The organism is Foliimonas ilicis (assembly GCF_039939195.1).
Taxonomy (GTDB): Bacteria; Pseudomonadota; Alphaproteobacteria; order Rhizobiales; family Rhizobiaceae; genus Foliimonas; species Foliimonas ilicis.
This window is the reverse complement of sequence record NZ_JBDUUH010000017.1, coordinates 21223-40428: the sequence shown is the minus strand read 5'-3', so window position 1 is coordinate 40428 and position 19206 is coordinate 21223. Positions and strand designations below refer to the sequence as shown.

The window sequence follows — 19206 nt, the reverse complement described above, 5'->3', positions numbered from 1 at the left end:
GCGATCTTGCAACGCTCTCCGCCGCATGGAGAAGCGGTCGACCGCCTTGATGGTCGATCCATATCGGCGGGGGGTGAGCATGACGTTTCGCGGTGGACACCGGAACATCGTCACTGATGGCGGCAAGGCGTGTCCGGTCAGATCGCCATTGTCCCGGCTCGTGCTCTTCCTGGCGCTTCTGTTTTCTGGGCTCGGTTTTGCCGCATCGGCACAAGCGCAGACGGCCACCATCACCTGGGATGAACCGGTACCGGTCTCGGCCATTGGGGGGCCTAGCGGTATGTTGAACAGCGGCGATGCCGTGGACGTCGGCACGATTGTCACGTTCAGGATCGATATCCTCACCGGGATGACGTATCGCAGTCCGCCGAGTGGCTGCGACATCTCCCATGACGATGGGGACACGTGGCGCGCCACCATAACCGAGACATGCCACGTCACCATCCAAACCAGTGCTATTACGATGTTCGCTATCGGGCCGACCGAGGTTACGATCGGCGAAAATTACACCAACAATGTCATTGTAAGCGGCGGCAGCAGCCCGTTCACCTTTACGCTGGCGTCTGGAGAGCTGCCGGATGGCATCAGGCTTTCCGATCGCGGCACGTTGTCGGGAGCGCCAAGAGAAGAAGGACGTTTCGACTTCACAATTCGCGCGACAAATGAATATGGGCATTTCGGGACACAGTTTTTCACGCTGACGGTCCTCGGCGCGGACGCCGCGCCAACGATTACCAACGTCTCGCCGTCCACAGGTCCGGCGGCGGGTGGCACTAGCGTGGTCATCACCGGCACGAACCTGACCGATGCGACGGCGGTGACATTCGGCGGTGCCCCGGCGGCCAGCTTCGCGGTGATCACCGATACGGCGATCACCGCCACGACTGAAGCGCATGCGGAAGGCCCGGTCGACGTGGCCGTGACCACGCCCGGCGGCAGCGCTACCGCGGCGGGCGCGTTCACCTACGATGCTCCCGTGGTGCTGTCGCTGTCGATCGACGACGCCACCGTTGTCGAGGGCGATTCCGGCAGCACCTTTGTCACCTTCAACGTAACGCTCGACCGGACCGTGCCGCAGTTCAGGGAGGTGACATTCGATATCGCCACCGCCGACGGCACAGCCACAGCAGGGGTCGACTACGTGGCCCTCAGCGGCACCGGCGTCAGCATCGGTCCGGGGTCTATCGGCAGGCCTGTCACGGTACAGATACTCGGCGACACACTCAGCGAACCGAACGAAACCTTCTTCGTGAACGTGACCAATGTCGTCGGAGCGATGGTGGTCGACGGCCAGGGAGTGGGGACGATCCTCGATAACGATGCGCCGGCAGCGCCGACCGTCTCGTGGTCCGTATCGGGGGGAACGTCAACCAATGCAATCGCTACGGCGGGAGGTGCGCCGCTCTCGTCGGGCGACTCCGTAACTGCCGGTTCAATCGTCGAATTTCTGATAGCGCCGGCAAATGGGGGCACCTACCCCGAAGCCCCGACTGGCTGTGGCGTTCAGTACATCAGCAGCGGCGCCTCTGGTGATCTCTGGCGAACCGGGCCGATCACCGTGGATTGTGCGGTCTCGTTCACGGTGCGGTGGGTCGAGATTTTACCTCCTAGCCAGGACGGCCTGGCTGCCACGCGCGGCCAACCCTATAGCGTGCAGTTCACGGTCGGGAACGATTATGGCCCATTCACAGACTGGTCTTGGTTACGTACTTTGGGGGTCTTTCCGGCAGGTTTGAGCCTGGATGCCGCAACAGGTCTGCTCTCCGGAACGCCGGAGGAAACGGGAACATTTAATTTCATTGTAGACGTCAGGAATGATGTGGGACATCACAATTTCAGCGCCTACACACTGACGGTCACCGATCCTATCCCGACGATCACCGGGATCTCTCCGACCACCGGTTCGACTGAAGGCGGCACGAGCGTCGTCATCACCGGCACGGACCTGACCGGCGCGACAGCCGTGACGTTCGGCGGCACCGCGGCGACCAGCTTCACGGTCGACAGCACCACGCAGATTACCGCCACGACACAAGCGCATGCGGAAGGCGCGGTCGATGTGGTGGTGACCACGCACAGCGGCAGCGCCACCGCGACGGGCGCGTTCACCTATGAGGTGCCTGCCTCGAACGACGCCAGCCTTTCGAACCTCTCCGTCAGCGCCGGCACTCTGAATCCGGCCTTTGCTCCTGGCACCACCGGTTACACCGTATCCGTTCCGAGCGCCGTCAGTTCGCTAACCCTGACCCCGACGGCCGCGGATACCGGTGCGACGATCACCGTCAACGGCCAAAGCGTCACATCGGGATCGGCTTCATCGGGGATTTCACTCGCAACGGGCGACACAGCCATCACGGTTGTCGTGACAGCACAGGACAGGACGACGACAAGAACCTACACGGTCATTGTCACACGTGCCGAACCAACGATCATCGTCGGCCCGAACGCGCTGCCGGGCGGATCGGTGGGCAGTGGCTATGGGCCGGTGACCCTGACGGCCAATGGCGGCACAGGGCCTTACGGTTTCGAGGTGACGGCCGGCAACCTGCCTGCAGGATTGTCGCTCAGCATCGGCGGAGAGTTCAATGGCATCCCAACCGTGGCCGGAAGCTTTATCTTCACGGTAACCGCAACCGACAACAACGGATTCACCGGCACCCTCGAGTACACGCTCGCCATCGACGCGCCAACGATCACGATCGGTCCAGACACACTGCCGGGCGGATCGGCAGGCGTGGCCTATGGACCGGTCGCAATGACCGCCGATGGCGGTGAAGCACCCTATGCCTTCACCGTGACGACCGGCGATCTGCCTATGGGCCTGTCGCTCGCCACGACCGGCGAGATCAGCGGTATGCCAACCGAGGCCGGAAGCTTCACTTTCACCGTGACGGCAACCGACGATAACGGGTTCACCGGCACCCGTGAGGACACGCTAGCGATCGATGCGCCGACGATTTCGATCGATCCAGACGCGCTTGCGGGTGGTGTGGCCGGCTCGGCCTATGGACCGGTCGCAATGACCGCCGACGGTGGAACCGGGCCTTACGGTTTCGAAATAACGGCCGGGAACCTGCCCGCAGGATTGTCGCTCGCCACAACCGGTGAAATCACCGGCACACCGAACGAGACTGGCAGCTTCACCTTCACGGTAACAGCCACCGACGACAACGGATTCACCGGCACCAGAGCGTATACGCTGGCCATTGGCGCGCCTGCAATCAAGATTGATCCGGACTCGCTGGCGGACGGGACGGCCGGTTCGGCCTATGGGCCGGTGTCACTGACCGCTGACGGCGGCATCGAACCTTACAGTTTCGAGGTGACAGCCGGCGACCTGCCAGCAGGATTGTCACTCGGCACTGACGGCAAGTTCGCAGGCACCCCAACCGAGGCCGGGAGCTTTGCCTTCAACGTGACCGCAACCGACGACAACGGATTCACCGGGGCACGGGGACTCTCGCTATCGATCAGCGCCCCTGAGATCGAAATATCAGTGCCGCCATTGCCTGATGGCAGGGTCAATGCAGTCTATGAAATGGTGCAACTGTCTGCCTCAGGAGGTACCGCGCCCTACAGATTCGCCATGACCGTGGGAGACCTGCCTGACGGCATCGTCGTTACGGCTAGCGGCGCATTGTCCGGGACGCCAACGGAAGCTGGCGACTTTTCGGCCAGGGTGACGGCCACCGATGGTCTCGGCTTTACCGGAACTGCCAATCTTTCAATCAAAATCAGGAACCTCAATGTTCCGGTCGCCCGGGACATGACATTGGAGGTCATGGCAGGAACCAACGGCTCCATTGATCTCACGAAAGGAGCAACCAACGGCCCGTTCACCCGAGCCGATATCGCGGTATATCCCGGGACCGAAGCAGGCAATGCATCCGTCAGGGGCGATCGCGCTGTCTACATGCTTGATTTCGCGGCCGCCGGTACCTTCGCGGGATCGGCAAGCCTGCAATATACGCTGTCGAATGCCGATGGGCGCTCGGCCCCCGCCACGGTAACACTCAACATCATCGCCCGCCCCGATCCATCGCAGGATCCTGAAGTAATCGGCCTTTTGACGGCCCAGGCGGAGGCGGCGAAGCGCTTCGCCAGGACGCAGACGGATAATTTCAACCGCCGTCTCGAGCAGCTTCACGACGAAGGCGAGCGCCGGCGCAATTCGATGAGCGTCAATATCGGCCTTACGCAGCGCGATTCAGATCGGGCAGCCTATGCTGAGGAAGACGAACGCGATCCGGTCGCGAATGCCTTTCGCCGGTTGGACGGGGGCAAGAAGAAGAGCGAGACGCCTGCTTCCGCCGACTACGATCCTCTCGGCAACTTCGCGGTCTGGTCGGGCGGCTATGTCAATTTTGCGGAAAGCGACAATGGAAGCATTGATCTCGACAGCACGCTGGTAGGCATTTCGGGTGGCGTGGACTATCGCTTTACTCCCAAATTCGTGGGCGGCCTCGGCTTCGGTTACGGCCGTGACAAGACTGACGTTGGCGGGAACGGGACGGAAAGCCGTGGGCGGGCATGGTCTATGGCTGCTTATGGCAGCTACAAGCCGACGCCTGAGATATTCGTCGACGGCCTGATCGGCTACGGCTTCATGGATTTCGACAGCCGCCGCTATGTCACGGCAACGGGAGATTTCGCCACAGGATCGCGCGGCGGACAGCAGGTCTTCGGCTTGCTGACGGCTGGATATGAACATCGTCAAGACCACTGGCTGCTCTCGCCATATGGAAGGTTGGAAGCCTCTCGCTCCAAACTCGATGCTTTTACGGAGAACGACGGCGGAATATGGGGCCTGACCTATGGTGACCAAACCATCGACACGCTATCCGGGGTCCTTGGGCTTCGGCTCGAATATGCGTTGCCGATGGACTGGGGCGTCTTCAAACCTCGTGCCAGGCTCGAATACACCCACGATTTCGAAGGATCGAGCCGCGCGAGCCTTGGCTACGCCGATATCGGCACGCTGCCGTACTCAATTGATATCGATCAGTTCTCCAAGGACCATCTGACAATCGGGTTGGGCTTCGACGCACAGATCGGCGACGCCTGGAGCCTCGGTTTCGACTACCAGACGTCCTATGGAAGCGGCGGGCAAAGTCAGGATCACACCTTCGCCGTCAAGGTCGGGGCCCGTTTCTGAGGCTTCAGCGAGGTGCTTCTGCGCGACAGTACTAAGCGGACGTACACGCACGGATGCTTTATCCGTATGCAGATTGCGTGGATCCACTCTTTGCCAATGAACGTTCAATCAATGCTTCTATGCGACGATGACGCGAGAACTGGCAGCTTCGAGTTGGGCGAGGACTTTTGATTGCCGCGCTTTGGAGTCGACGATAATGAGATCCGCCTCTGAAGAAGCGCAAAATGATACGCGGCTCGCGACACCGAGTTTGGAGTAATCTGCCAAAATCACCCGCTGTTTCGCATTTGCAAACATTGCGCGAGCGATTTCCGCTTCATCTGGATTATAACTCGTCGCGCCCGATGCAGCGTCCAAGCCAAAAGGCGAAACGATGGCAAAATCGGCACGATAGCGGACAATTTCATTGATCGTGATCGCCCCGTATGTTGCGGGCGGATTGTCTGCAAAATCGCCTCCGAGGACGACCACCCGGTTCATTCGCTGAGCCATATCTTTGCCGGATGTCATCGACTTTGCGACGTCAAAAGAATTTGTGACAACGGTCAAACCGTTGCACTGCGCCAGACGCTCGGCAAGGATCGTCGTCGTGCTTCCCGCGTCCAGAAAAACGGTCTGACCTGCTTCAATCAAGGTGGAAGCCGCCTTGGCGATTGTCAGCTTTTCCCGGCGCCGCACGGCCGCACGTTCGAGATAGGGTGCCTCGGCGTCCTGGCTGACGGGAACCACTCCGCCACGCACCCGGCGGAGTTCGCCAGCTTCCTCCATGTCCATGAAATCTCGGCGGATTGTCTCGCGGGAGACGCCGAAATCCTCTGTTGCCTGATCGATGCTCAGTTGACCGAATGTTGCGAGCATTGACCGGATTCGACGTTGCCGCTCCTCATGCCACATCTTTTCCCCCTAGCGCGAAAGTAATCGCAGCGCTTCCTCGTGCAGCGCGGCGTTGCTGGCAGCTATAACCCGCTTGCCGGATGCCAAAGTGAGCCGCTGTCCATTCCAATCGGTTACCACACCTCCGGCTTCTTCGATAACAGGCACCACGGCCATGAAGTCATAGGGTTCCAGCTTGGATTCGATCACGAGATCAACATGACCGGAGGCAAGCAAGCCGTAATTGTAGCAGTCTCCTCCAAACCGGCACATTGCGGCGGACTGCGCGATTTCAATAACAGGTTCGCGCTCATCCTCCGAAAAATAAAACGGGGATGTGGTGTAGAAGATGGCCTCCGACAGTTTGTTGCGATCGCTGGTCTTGCAGCGTGTTTGCGTACCATCGGACGCGTTGAACCAACTGCCCGTTCCCGACACCCCCGTCCAACGCTCGTTCAACGCCGGCATTTCGATTACCCCCAACTGAGCCTGCTGGTTTTCGCTGAGCGCAAGCAGTGTGCCCCACAACGGCGATCCTGAGATGAAACTGCGGGTTCCATCGATTGGATCGATCACCCAAGTCGGCGCATCGAAGCTGCCCGCGATCCCATATTCTTCGCCAAACATGGAGTGATCCGGAAAGCGAGCCGTTATACGTGCTCGTATGGCCTCCTCGACCTGCCTGTCTGCCTCCGTAACCGGGCTGTGATCGGCTTTGACGCTGACGTCGATCGGTTGGCGAAACCAGTGCAGAGCTTGACCCCCGGCATCACGCGCGACCTCGCGGGCGAAGTTGGAAATCTCGATATAAGAGCCTGCATTGCTGTCCACTAAGTGCCTCCCAAAGTATCGGTGTTTTTTGACAACTTAAAACACAAAAACACATATTGCCATATCGCTTTTATCGCGCTAGCGTTTGTGAAAATGGCAGCAGCAAAAATGTGGCTGCCCAAAAAAATAAGAAATTTGTCAGTCAAGACGTCACCAAAAGGGGAACATTATGAGCATTAATAGGCGTGACTTCCTAAGTCGAACCGCTGCTTTGGGTGTGGGTGCAGGTCTGCTTCAACTCAATCCGAGCGCCATCGTATCGCCAGCATTTGCACAGTCGAAACCGCTGGTCTTTCTCTCGGCAGAAAACATTACGGGTAACTGGGACCCGACGGCCCACACCACACTTTCGCAGAAGAATGTCGAAGGCTTCGTGATGGGTTTCCTGGTCCGCAACCCGATGACCGTCGAAAATCCGGATGAAGTTATCTACGAGCTCGCCGAGAGCCTCAAGCTGGTTGATGCCAACACCATTGAAATCAAGCTGCGCCAAGGCGTGAAATTCCACGACGGCAAGGATTTCAAGGCCGAGGACGTCAAGGCTACGTTCGAGTATGGATCGCAACCTGATCGCCCAGCACAATGGTATCCGGGGCCGACCGAAACCCTAACCATCACCACACCGGACGACTACACAGTCGTCGTTGATACCTCGAAGGGCGGTTATCCTGCCCATCTGTTTATGTTCCTGGCTGGTTTTCTACCAATCATGTCGTCCGCCGACATCGCCAAAGGACCGCAGGGCCCGCTGTCGCAGCGTCTCAATGGCACTGGCCCGTTCAAGTTCGTTGAGCAACGCGGCAACGACACTGTGCTGGAGGCGTATGACGGCTACTTCAAAGGCAAGCCCGTCATTCCTGGCATCAATTTCAGCTTCGTCGGCGACTCCACGACCAGAATGCTATCGCTCATGAACGGACAGGCGTCCATCGTCGAGCGTCTGGAGCCGGAACAGGTTGGGACCCTCGAAGGCAACGACAAGGTTGCCATCAGCCGTGTGACGTCGGTTGAGAACAAGTATCTCTGGTTCCGTTGCTCGAAAGCGCCTTTCGACAATCCGCTCGTCCGCCGGGCTGCTTGCCACGCAATTGATCGCACGGTGCTGCTGGAGGTTCTGGGCGATGCTGGCGCTGCGTCGGCGAATTTCGTCTCGCCGGTCAAGTTCGGCTATATCGACTTGCCAAATTATCCAGAATTCGACGCTGAGAAGTGTCAGGCTCTACTGGCGGAAGCAGGGTTCCCGAATGGGGAGGGACTGCCGCCGCTGGAATATATCACCTCAGTAGGGTTTTATCCGAAGACCAAGGAATACGGCGAAGTCATCACCGCCATGCTTCAGGAGCAGGGCTTCCAGGTCGAGCTGTCAGTACTCGAAATCGCGGCTTGGAACGAGCGCCTGTACGACCGTCCCGGCGGCGGTCCTGGCCACATGATCGACTGCGGTTGGTCGACGGGGTCACCTGAACCAGACCTTATCTTGCGCACCCACTTCCACTCTTCATCGAAGAGGATCACCGGTATTGAGGACAAGGAACTCGACGCCTCGCTCGACAAGGAGCGCAGTGCCTCAACTTTGGAAGAACGCAAGTCGATCCTGCAGAACGAGACCATGCCGATGATTGCCGACAAGGTTCCGGCCTTGTCCTTGTTCACATCGGTTATGATCCACGCTCACGACAAGTCGCTGACGGGGCTGTTCATTTATCCGGACGGCTCGATGGATGCGTCGAAGGCAACCCTAGGCTAATCCCTTAAAGCCCTTCGCCATCAGGTGGCGGAGGGCTTTTGTTTTTGGCTGAGACCGCACCGCAAGGCGGTCGGAAGGATTGGGCATGGCACTGCTTAGTTTCCTTGCGCGTCGTATTTCGCAAGGCGTCGTAATCATATTTCTTGTTACGCTTTTGATATTCACGTTGCTGCGCGTGGTTCCAGGCGACCCTGTTCGCCTGATGGCCGGAGGCATGGCTCCTGAAGCTCTGATCGAAGAAATCGCCAAGGAAATGGGGCTGCGCGATCCCATTCTGGTGCAATTTGGCCGCTACATGACCGGCGTTGTGCAAGGAGATTTCGGGCAGTCTTTCACACGTCCAGCGAGCGGCGCGTCAACAGGCGGAACAGGCTTCGGCGACAGCTCTCGGGGGGATCGGGCAAACGTGCTGACGTTGATTGGCGATACTTTGCCGATGACGCTGCAGCTTGCTGCCTTAGCAGTTGTCTTTGCTCTTGTAATAACCTTTCTGATCGGGACAGCTGCCGGGCTTGCACCGAACCGATGGCCTGACAGATTGGCCTTCTACGTATCGTCGATCTTCGTCTCTTTGCCTAACTTCTGGCTAGGGATAGTGCTTGCGCTTTTATTCTCGGTCAAACTCGGCTGGTTGCCTGCGATTGGCTACAAGGGTTTTGCCTACACCATTCTTCCGGCGATTGTGCTGGCGATTGAACTCTCGCCTGTCCTGATACGAAATTTGTCGGGGTCGCTTTCCGCGGTGATGCAAAGTCCATTCATCGCATTTGGCAGAGTACGTGGTCTGGGCCACAGACGCATCGTTTTCGGTCACGCGCTCAGAAACGCCTCTGTCCCGCTGCTGAATTTGCTTGGCATCCAGATCAGCGGATTGCTTGGCGGCGTGCTCGTGGTCGAGTTCATCTTCGACTATCCGGGGCTTGGGCTGCTGACGATTAACGCCGTTCTTCAGCGCGACTTTCCGCTGATCCAGGGCATCGCAATCATCACAAGCGCGATCTTCGTTCTGATCAATATCGTGGTCGATCTCATCGCGTCCACGATCGACCCCAGACTTGAGTATTGAGATGGCAGCAATAGACGTCAACGAGATCAATGTCGCCCAGCCGCTCGCAGCGGAACGCAAGGCTGTTTCGATTACGCGACGGATTTGGCGCGCGGCATTTGCCTCCTACGAATTTCGTGTTGGCCTGGGAATATTCGTCATTCTGGTCGCAGCCGCGCTCTTCTATCCATGGCTGAGCGGTATCAATCCTACGAAGCTGAATGTCTCGGCGAAGCTCAACGCCCCTTGGTTTATCGGGGACAAATGGATGTGGTCCGCGCCGCTTGGCACCGACCAGCTCGGTCGCGATATGCTCGTGCGCAGTCTTGTCGGATTGCGGTATTCGCTGCTGATCGGCTTTTCCACCGTCGCTCTGATGCTGATTGTGGGCTGCACGATCGGAATGCTTTCGGGATATTACGGCGGAAAAGTCGATCTCATCTTGATGCGTCTCACTGATGCGCAACTGTCCATTCCAATGATTATTCTGGCCATTACGGTGCTGGGCGTTTCCCGCCCGACCATTCCCGCGATTATTCTTGTGCTCGGTCTGTCCAGTTGGCCCGTTTATGCACGTGTGACCCGCAGCGTGGTCATGACCGAACGCAAGCAGGAATATGTGCGAGCCGCTCAGGTCAGTGGCGCGTCCGACCTCCGGATCATGCTTTTCCTTTTGGCGCCTCTAATCATGCCGCCTGTCATTTTCATCTCGGTTCTCGACGTTGCCCGAATGATGATATTTGAATCGATCCTGGGCTTTATCGGATTGGGAGTTCAGCCGCCGACGCCAACCTTCGGGAACATCATCGCGGACGGTCGCAAATATCTGCTGAACGCGTGGTGGATAGCCACTATGCCCGGCATTTTCCTCTGCTTCACTCTGACCAGCGTTAATCTAATGGGCGCAACACTCGAACGGGCTCGCAACCGCATCTATGGGGGCGTCCTGTGACAAGCGCCCCAATACTTTCCGTACGCGATCTCACCATTCAATTAAAAACCGATCAAGGCAACCGACCAATCGTATCGGATGTCAGCTTCGATCTGGCGCCGCGAGAGATCGTCGGCATTATCGGCGCGAGCGGCTCTGGCAAATCAGTCCTTTCACGCGCACTGGTCAACTGGATCGATCCTCCGCTTGAGATTTCTTCCGGATCAGTGACCTACAGGAGCGAGAATATTTTCGCGCTCCCGCCTCGCCGGATGCGTACGTTGCGCAAAGAGATCGCCTATGTTGGTGCAAATCCGCAAGGTGCGCTTGATCCGACGCTCCCTGTGGGACGCCAGATCGTCGAGAAGATACGGGCATTGGTGCCTGAAATCAGTCGCTCCGATGCCGAGCGCCGCGTAATCGAGTTGCTTGCGGCAGTCCGCATTCCCTCACCGGCCTCACGTTTCCACGAGTATCCTTCGCAATTCAGTGGCGGCATGATGCAGCGCGCTCTGATCGTCGATGCGTTGGCAACAAATCCTGCTTTTCTTGTTGCCGACAATGTCACGCAGCCGCTGGACGTGACTATCGCCGCACAGGTAATGCGCCTGATGCGTGAGCTCACCGAGCGCTTCGACACGGCGGTGGTGTTTGTATCTTCATCTCTGCCGATCCTGAACGATTCCGCAGACCGGATTCTGGTTCTCTCAGAAGGCCGTATTGTGGAAAGGCAAGTGCCGGAGCAGTTGGTGAAGTCACCACAGCATCCTTACACGACCCAGCTCATTTCCGAGGTTCCGCAAATTTGGACGGATACGGCACCTGTGGTGCCGAAGGTTGCACAGCATGGAGCCCCGCTGATCAGCATCAAGAATGCATCCCGGAGTTACCATATCCGCAAGCGCGGAACATTTGCGAGCTACAGCGAGGTGCGCGCCGTCAGAGATGTCAGTTTCGACGTCTTCCCTGGTGAGAATTTCGGAATCGTTGGCGAGTCGGGCTGTGGGAAATCGACACTGATGCGGCTTCTCAGCCGGTTGGAGATGCCCGATAGAGGATCCGTCATTTGCGGGGGCCAGGATATTTCTCGTCTTTGGCGGGCCGACCTTCTCAAATTTCGCAAGGATTTTCAGCTCGTTTTGCAGGATCCGTTCAACTCGCTGCCTCCACGAACATCGATTGGCGAGATTATTGGTGGTCCGCTCAGGGTTCACGGTGTCCGAAGCGCAGACCAGAGGCGCAAACAGGTTCTTGGGGTGATGGAAGAAGTCGGACTTCCCTCATCGCTTTTCGACGAGCTTCCGCTCGGGCTGAGCGCGGGACAGCGGCAGCGGGTCAATGTTGCAAGAGCGCTGGTCCTGGACCCGAAAGTCCTGATTATGGATGAGACGCTCTCCGCGCTCGATCAAACCGAACAGTTCAAACTGCTCAAGCTTTTCTCCGAACTTCAGGCGAAGCATGGGCTCACCTACATCTTCATTTCTCACGATATGGCCATGGTAAGACGTGTCTGCAATCGGATCGCCGTAATGTATCTGGGCGAGGTGGTTGAGATAGCCGATAACACCAAGCTCTTCTTTGATCCGGGGCATCCTTACACGAAGGCGTTGCTGAGCGCGATTCCGACGCTGGAAACACGGCGTTACGATCCGGAGGAGTGCTTGCTCGACGGCGAGCCTCCAAGCCCGATCGACCTGCCGCCAGGATGTGGATTTGCCGGGCGTTGCCCAAAGGCGTTCGAAAGATGCCGCGTCGAAACTCCTGTCCTCATGCCCGATGGACCCGACGGGCAGGCGGCCTGCTTCCTGGTTCCATCCTATCCACCGCAGGGCTTGACCGCCGCCGCAGCCTGAACCATCGCAAACGGAATATAATGATGCCCAGCTTGACCGTAGATCTGAACTCACTTCCGACCGTCGATATCGACGCGCATCATCGACTTATGGAAGAGGTTTCCGCATTCGGCGGTGGTGGCGGTGGCGCGCTGACCCGCCTGACCCTTTCTGCGGAGGATGGCCAGGCGCGCGATTGGCTCGCTAACTGGATGAGGAACGCGGGTTTGCGCGTCGAGGTCGATGCAATCGGCAACATGTTCGGCTTTCTCGATTGGGCGGGGCCCAATGCGCCTAGGATCATGACGGGGTCCCACATCGACAGTCAGCCAAACGGCGGACGTTTTGACGGGAGCTATGGCGTTGTTGCAGCCTGCAGCGCGATCGAAGCGCTCCAGCGGAAGGTCGCCGAGACCGGCATCACGCCGAAGGCCAATTTCATTCTCGTCAACTGGACGAATGAGGAAGGCGCTCGCTTTCAACCCAGTCTGCTAGGAAGCGGAGTCAATTCCGGGGAACACACGCTGGAGTTCGCACTCAACCGCAAAGACGCAAATGGCATCAGCGTCGGCGAAGCGTTGACATCCATCGGGTATGCAGGATCTGCTGAGCACGTCATTCCCGACGCCTTGATCGAATTGCATATCGAGGGTGGCCCGTTTTTAGAGAAAGCTGGAAAACGCTTTGCGGCTGTCGATCGCTTCTGGGGGGCGACCAAGTACCGGGTGGCATTCATCGGGCGGCAGGCTCACACCGGTCCCACGCCCATGGCCGAGCGGCGGGACGCATTGCTGGCAGCGGCTTATCTGGTTGCGGATATTCGGGCGATCGCGGACGACGGGGGACTAGACCTTCACACCTCCGTGGGGCGCCTGGAGGTGTCTCCAAATTCACCGAATGTCGTTCCGGGCGAAGCGGTCCTTTTCATCGAGCTTCGCTCACCTGATCCCGATCTTCTCGCTGTCGCGGAAGAAAAAATGACTGCTTCTATGCGCAAGGCTGCCGAGCGCGCCTCTGTGGAGTTCGAAGTCAGAAGTATCGACCGGCGCAAGGCAGGTCGGCTTGATGCTGATCTCTACAGGCTTGCAGAGGAAACAGCCGCTGCTCTCGGAGAAGAGACAATGCGACTGGATTCCATCGCCGGGCATGACTCCATCGCCATGGCTCCCGTGACGAAGGCGCTGGTCATCAACGTCCCAAGTGTCGGCGGCGTTATTCATCATCCCACCGAATTCACGACACTGGAAGACCGCGCCTTTGGGGTGCAGGTTCTGACGGGAATGCTTTGGCGCTTCTGCGTCGATGACAATTTTCTGGCCACTTGATGCAAGGCGGGATGATGGACATCTGGCGCATGAGTGCGACGGCACTCCTGGAAGGGTTTGCAGACGGGTCGCTCTCACCGGTCGATGCGATGAGAGCCGTGTTGGACCGTGTGGATGCCGTCAATCCGGCGTTGAATGCGATCTTTGTGCTTCGTGCCGAAGAGGCAATGGCGGCTGCGCGCGCATCCGAGGCTCGATGGCACTCGAATGCGCCGACTGGGGCACTCGATGGGCTACCGGTCACCGTAAAGGACAGCATCGCATTGGCGGGCTGGCCCTACTGGCGCGGAACGCGCGGCAGGGTCGGCACGGTTTCGCAGGACGACGCGCCTCCTGCTGCTCGACTGAAGGAGGCTGGCGCGATCATATTCGGCAAGACGACGATGCCTGACTATGGTCTGTTGCCTGCCGGTGTAAGCTCCGCCCATGGCACGACCAGAAACCCTTGGAATCTTTCGATGAACACGGGCGGGTCTTCCAGCGGGGCGGCGGCTGCGATCGCCTCTGGAATGGGACCGGCGTCCATCGGCACAGATCTGGCCGGTTCAGTGCGACTGCCCGCCGCGCATTGCGGCATTTTCGCCATTAAACCATCCAGCGGAGTGGTGCCACATACTCCTGCGAGCGCGACGCGAGTTGCAGGGCCAATGACCCGCACGGTTGCTGACGCAGCCCTGATGCTGTCGGTCCTAAGCCGTCCTGACCCACAGGCAGGTGAGTTGGGCCGTCCGCTGCCTGCAGCCATTCCCGCCGCCGATCCTCGCGGCATGCGGATCGGATTACTGATGGGTAGAGGCTTCGGCGGGGAGGTCGAAGCCGGCGTTGCGGAACTAATTTTACGCGCTGCCGACCTTCTTCGAGAAGCAGGCGCTTTTGTAATCGAGGCTTGCGATCCAATCAAAGCCGACCTTCGCGGACATCTGGAAACAGTGTTTGCGGTAAAGGCTGCTATGGAGCGCGACGAACTCTCCCAATCCGCCCGCTCCAAGACGCTAGACTACATTTCCGCCGTTTGTGACGCGGGCGACGGCATTTCCGCAAAACGCTACATAGAAGCCATGGACGGGATCGAGCAAGCAAAAGCCTTTTATCGGGAAAGTTTGGCAAGCTTTGATCTGGTTATATCACCCGTGATGCCGGTTGCCGGCTTTCCTGCGGAATCGTTGGGAGCGCAACAGGACATGCCCTTACATCATCTCTCATTTACCGCGATCACAAATCAGCTTGGCTGGCCAGCGGCGTCGATCTTTTGTGGATTTGCCACCGGTGGCATTCCGGTCGGCATGCAAATCACAGGCAGCAACGGCAAGGATGCCGACATCCTCGCGCTCGCTGGCTGGTACGAACGCGCGCGGGGCTTCGATGCAGGATTTCCGATGATCCAATGAACAATCGCGACCGGCAGACTGCACTTATCTCCAACCGCTGACATGTAGCACCGAAGAAGCAAAGAGGGATCGATAGATGGGCAACGGCACGGTCGATGAACTCTGCACTGCGCGCGCTCCGCGCGAGCGCATCATTCAAACACTCGCTTCCATGCAAGATTTACAGGGTGTGGAAGCTTCGATAGGCACACCGGTTCCGTCGATCGCGATGCCTATGCATCTCAGTCTGGACTCGGTTTCAGCACCGGTCTCGGTATCGAACGGCAGGTCTGGTGTTTTCGCCAAGGCGTTTCGGGCCGGGGCGCTCGACCCCTACAGCTTCTCCGACGCAGTTGCCGCCGCGAAAGCAGCCGGTGAAGCGCAGATTGCGCCTAGGCTTATTGCGGCTGACGTTAACGAGGAAGTGCTTGTCTTCGAACTGCTCGGATCGGACTGGCGAATGGCGCTGGCGAGCGATATGCGCAAGCCAGATTTTAAATCCGCCGTCCTGTCGGCTAAGAAAGCCTGGCATCGGCAGGGCAAGCTTTCAAAGACGATTTCTCCGTTTGACGTCGTGCGAGATTATGCCGTTCGGCTTAAACCTCATCTGAACCCCAAAGGTTGCTGCCCGATACCCTTTAAAGGCGCCATACCATTTCTGTCGGCCATGCAGTGGAGTGCGCGCATCGAAGAGGCGCTCTCCGCTGCCGGAACTGATCTGGGTCCGATCCATGGCGAGAATGCGGTATCCAACATCATGGCCGGCCCGGATGGCCATATTCGTCTCGTCGATTTCGACCGAGCGGTGAATGCCGATCCGATCTTCGATCTCGGTTCTCTGTGCCTTGAGTTCTGCAACAACGACAAGGAGCGTATGGAAGCGGTTGAGATTTATCTGGGCCGACCGGACCAAGCTGTTCTTGCCAGGGTGAAGCTGTACGGCATTGTTGATGATCTCCTTTGGGCCTGCTGGGCACTGCTGGCGGAGACCAGCCAAGACATGGTTGGGCCTGAGTGGCTAAAATATGCGAGCAACAGGTTGATCCGGATGAACTATCACCTCCAGACTTTCGACATGCGGCAGCTTTTGGCGCGTGCATGACCGACCGACATTGCAAGTTTATGCCGATCAAGGGGTGCGAGCGATGATCACGATAGAACAAGCCATCGAGAAAGCGGGGATGTGGAAGGGCCGCCCGGCACGCCCGGAGAGGATCACGTCTGGTATCACCAATGTGAATTGGCGGATATGTCTCGACGATACTGACGAAATCTTCTTTTTAAAAATTCACGGGCCGGGGACTGAAAACCTAATTGATCGAGAGCTTGCTCATGAGGCTTCGATCAAGGCGGCGAAAACGGGTTACGCGCCGCAGCTGCTGTTCTACGATGAGGCGGACGGCATCGAAGTCTACGAGTTTTTGCATGGCTTCAGGAGCTGCAACGTCATCGATTTGCAGAACCCCATCGTCCGCGCGAACGTATTGAAAGCTTACAAGGAAATCCACCGAAGCCAGTCTATGTCGAGAACAAAGACGGGCTTCGACCAGTTAGACGAGCATCTTGCACGGCTGAAGAAGATCGATGCCGATCTGCCAGAGGACATGGACCATATCCTCTGGCAGGTCGGCCGTGCGAGGGACGCAATACTTGCAGCAGGAATGGAAACATGTGCCTGCTTCAATGATGGCTATGTCTACAACTACATGGTCAATGACGCGCTCGACGTTAAGATTATCGACTGGGAATACGCGTCAGGTAACGATCCCTATTGGGACATCGCCATGTTTTCGTTCGAGTCTATTTTCATTGGAAAAGGCGATATAGTAAAAACGCTGGAACTATATGACGGCGTGGCAGACGCCGCTACGGCTGCGCGTGTTTACCTTTATATTGGCGTTGCATGCGTGGTGTGGGGTTGCTGGGCCACCTATCAAAGTCGGACATCGAGCATACCATTCGATTTCGGCAAATATGCCGACATACTCTTTCTGCGAGGGCGCGCAATGATGACTGTCCCGGAATGGGATAGGGCAATAGAGTTGGTTTGATGGTTCCCTTGAAACAGGCCTACACATTCTTTGGGCCAAATTTAAACGCCTTAAACTAAGCAGTTCAGTTGCTCGATAAGAGGCGGCGCCGTTATCATGGGAACACACGTGACACAGGCGAAAATTTGGGATCAAATCAGTTAAGTCAGTAAATATCGCAATTTATGATCTTAGGCTGGCTCGCGGGGCCTCATCTTCGGAATTCTAGCTCTATGCTTGAGCAGCGTCATCCACGCCAGATCGCGACCATCGTTTCGGCAGATGCGGTCGGTTTTTCGAGACTGATGAATCTTGACGAGGAAGCAGCGCTCCGGTTGTTCGACGAGCGCCGCGCTCTTATCGTCGAGAGCGTCGAGCGTGCCGGCGGCACTATATTCGGTGCGGCTGGTGACAGCATAATGGCGCTTTTCGGCAATCCTATCGTTGCGCTGAGCGCGGTGGTTCGGTTCCAGACGGAAATTGGTAAAGTCAATGCTGGCGTGGACCGACAGCAGGTGATGCCGTTTCGCACGGGCATAAGCGCTGGCTCCGTGGTGATCCGCGATGACGGGGTTTTTGGGGATACGGTCAACATTGCCGCACGGGTTCAGGAGTTTTCGCCTCACGGGGGCGTGGCGTTGGCCGAAACCGCCTATTCCCAACTCACGGAGCAGTTCGACGTCCACTTCACGGATCTAGGCCCCTTTCAGCTGAAGAATATCTCCCTGCCGGTGCACGTTTTTATCTCCGACCCAAGCGGCCAGAACGTAACCAGTCTGCCGGATTTTCGGATCGGAAGGGACAGGTTCCACGCCCCGGCTGGAACCGACGATCTTCCGGCCTTGGCTGTCCTGCCCTTTGAAAATATGACTGGCGATCCAGCGCTTGCCTATCTGTGCGACGGCATTGCCGGAGACATCCTGTTGGGCGTCGCCAATACGAGGTCGATTCCGGTCATCGCGCGTGATTCAAGCTTTCAGTTCCGTCAACCTGCGCTTACGATAACTGCAGTCGGACACTTGCTCGGCGCGCGTTACGTGGTCTCGGGGTCCGTATCCGGCGACGCTAAAAGGATCATCCTCAACGCATCGTTGGCCGACGGTTCCAACTCGCGCGTCATCTGGGCAGGACGTTTCGAGCGCGGCCTTGAAGAGGTGCAGCGCCTGCAACACGATCTGGGCGGTGAGATAGTCTCCCGCCTTGAGCGCGAAGTCGATCATGTCGAGCAGGTCAGGACGTTCCAGGTTCCGCCGGAAACCCTGTCGACCTGGCAATTGTTGCGCCGCGGGCGCTGGCATATGCAACGGCGTTCCTCGAAAGATACGGTAAAAGCCTTCGAATATTTCGGGCAGGCCTATGGCGAGGACCCGAATTCGAGCGCGGTGCTCAACGAGTTGGCCTGGTGGCATCTGTGGAAGGCGTGGCTAAATTTCGCTGACCGCGATGAACTTAGGATCGTGGCCAACTATGCACGGCGCTCTTCGCTCATGGACAGCCTTGACGCGCGGCCCTACTGCTATCTTGGCTTTGTCGAGATACTGGAAGCGCGTCCGCAGTCGGCCATCGATCTTTTTCGCCAGGCCATCGACATTAATCCAAGCTTTTCCCTCGCACATACGGGTCTCGGGAGCGCAAGAGCTCTGCTTCTGGAACCGCGCGAGGCGATCCGCAATTTGAAGGAAGCGATAAGGCTTAGTCCCTTCGAGCCATACCTCTTTCACAATATCGGCGAACTGGCGGTCGCTCACACGATTGACAGCAACTGGCCGGCAGTGATCGAGGCCGCTGACCGTTCACTGTTGTTGGCTCCAAGCTATTTCTATACAAGCTATCTCAAGGCGGGCGCCCTGGCGCGCAGCGGACGCTTCGAAGAAGCACGGCAGGAATCGAGGCTTTTCCACGCGCGCCATCCCGAGTTCGAACGCAAATGGATCGAGTGGATTCCCTTTCGCGACAAGTCCATCAACGAGGGGATCATCGATAATTTTGAGTTGGCTGATCGATGAGGTCTGCCAATGTGAAGTTTTTCATAGAGAAGGTGTGACGGAAGACGGATTGCTGGAGTGGTTT

General features: G+C 57.9%; 12 protein-coding genes. 10 read left to right on the top strand and 2 right to left on the bottom strand.

All coding sequences use genetic code 11. The features are described from left to right. The first annotated feature begins 79 nt into the window (after positions 1–79). A complete protein-coding gene (locus ABFT80_RS26120; RefSeq protein WP_347974878.1) occupies positions 80–5155 on the top strand; it encodes a putative Ig domain-containing protein in 5076 nt (1691 codons plus the stop codon). 117 nt (positions 5156–5272) lie between these two features. Here the strand turns inward: ABFT80_RS26120 and ABFT80_RS26115 are convergent, their stop codons facing one another. Together ABFT80_RS26115 and hisN are read right to left on the bottom strand one after the other, a co-directional pair. After that, positions 5273–6049 (bottom strand): DeoR/GlpR family DNA-binding transcription regulator, encoded by a 777-nt coding sequence (locus ABFT80_RS26115; protein WP_347974877.1) that lies wholly within the window; start codon positions 6047–6049, stop codon positions 5273–5275. Positions 6050–6058: 9 nt separating this feature from the next. Beyond that, positions 6059–6859, bottom strand: a complete 801-nt coding sequence (gene hisN, locus ABFT80_RS26110) for a histidinol-phosphatase (RefSeq protein ID WP_347974876.1) — start codon at positions 6857–6859, stop codon at positions 6059–6061. Positions 6860–7028: 169 nt separating this feature from the next. Here hisN and ABFT80_RS26105 point away from each other — a divergent pair, with 169 nt between their 5' ends. The 9 genes from ABFT80_RS26105 (at position 7029) to ABFT80_RS26065 (ending at position 19142) form a co-directional block, all read left to right on the top strand. Further along, entirely contained in the window at positions 7029–8606 is a 1578-nt protein-coding gene (locus ABFT80_RS26105) for an ABC transporter substrate-binding protein (RefSeq protein WP_347974875.1), read from the top strand. Between the two features lie 85 nt (positions 8607–8691). Continuing rightward, on the top strand, positions 8692–9672 hold the full coding sequence (locus ABFT80_RS26100) for an ABC transporter permease (protein WP_347974874.1): 981 nt from the start codon (positions 8692–8694) through the stop codon (positions 9670–9672). Between the two features lies 1 nt (position 9673). Then, the gene (locus tag ABFT80_RS26095) at positions 9674–10603 is read left to right on the top strand and encodes an ABC transporter permease (protein WP_347974873.1); all 930 of its coding nucleotides are present in this window, start codon (positions 9674–9676) and stop codon (positions 10601–10603) included. Then, on the top strand, positions 10600–12435 hold the full coding sequence (locus ABFT80_RS26090; RefSeq protein WP_347974872.1) for an ABC transporter ATP-binding protein: 1836 nt from the start codon (positions 10600–10602) through the stop codon (positions 12433–12435). The genes ABFT80_RS26095 and ABFT80_RS26090 overlap by 4 nt, the downstream gene beginning before the upstream one ends. Before the next feature lie 23 nt (positions 12436–12458). Further along, positions 12459–13739, top strand: a complete 1281-nt coding sequence (locus ABFT80_RS26085) for a Zn-dependent hydrolase (RefSeq protein WP_347974871.1) — start codon at positions 12459–12461, stop codon at positions 13737–13739. An 11-nt stretch (positions 13740–13750) separates the two neighbouring features. Further along, a complete protein-coding gene (locus ABFT80_RS26080) occupies positions 13751–15127 on the top strand; it encodes an amidase (protein WP_347974870.1) in 1377 nt (458 codons plus the stop codon). Between the two features lie 76 nt (positions 15128–15203). Beyond that, positions 15204–16208: a phosphotransferase family protein gene (locus ABFT80_RS26075; RefSeq protein ID WP_347974869.1), complete on the top strand. Its 1005-nt coding sequence runs from the start codon at positions 15204–15206 to the stop codon at positions 16206–16208. Positions 16209–16251: 43 nt separating this feature from the next. After that, a complete protein-coding gene (locus ABFT80_RS26070) occupies positions 16252–17157 on the top strand; it encodes a choline/ethanolamine kinase family protein (RefSeq protein WP_347974868.1) in 906 nt (301 codons plus the stop codon). A gap of 212 nt (positions 17158–17369) precedes the next feature. Next, a complete protein-coding gene (locus ABFT80_RS26065) occupies positions 17370–19142 on the top strand; it encodes an adenylate/guanylate cyclase domain-containing protein (protein WP_347974867.1) in 1773 nt (590 codons plus the stop codon). Positions 19143–19206: the final 64 nt, after the last annotated feature.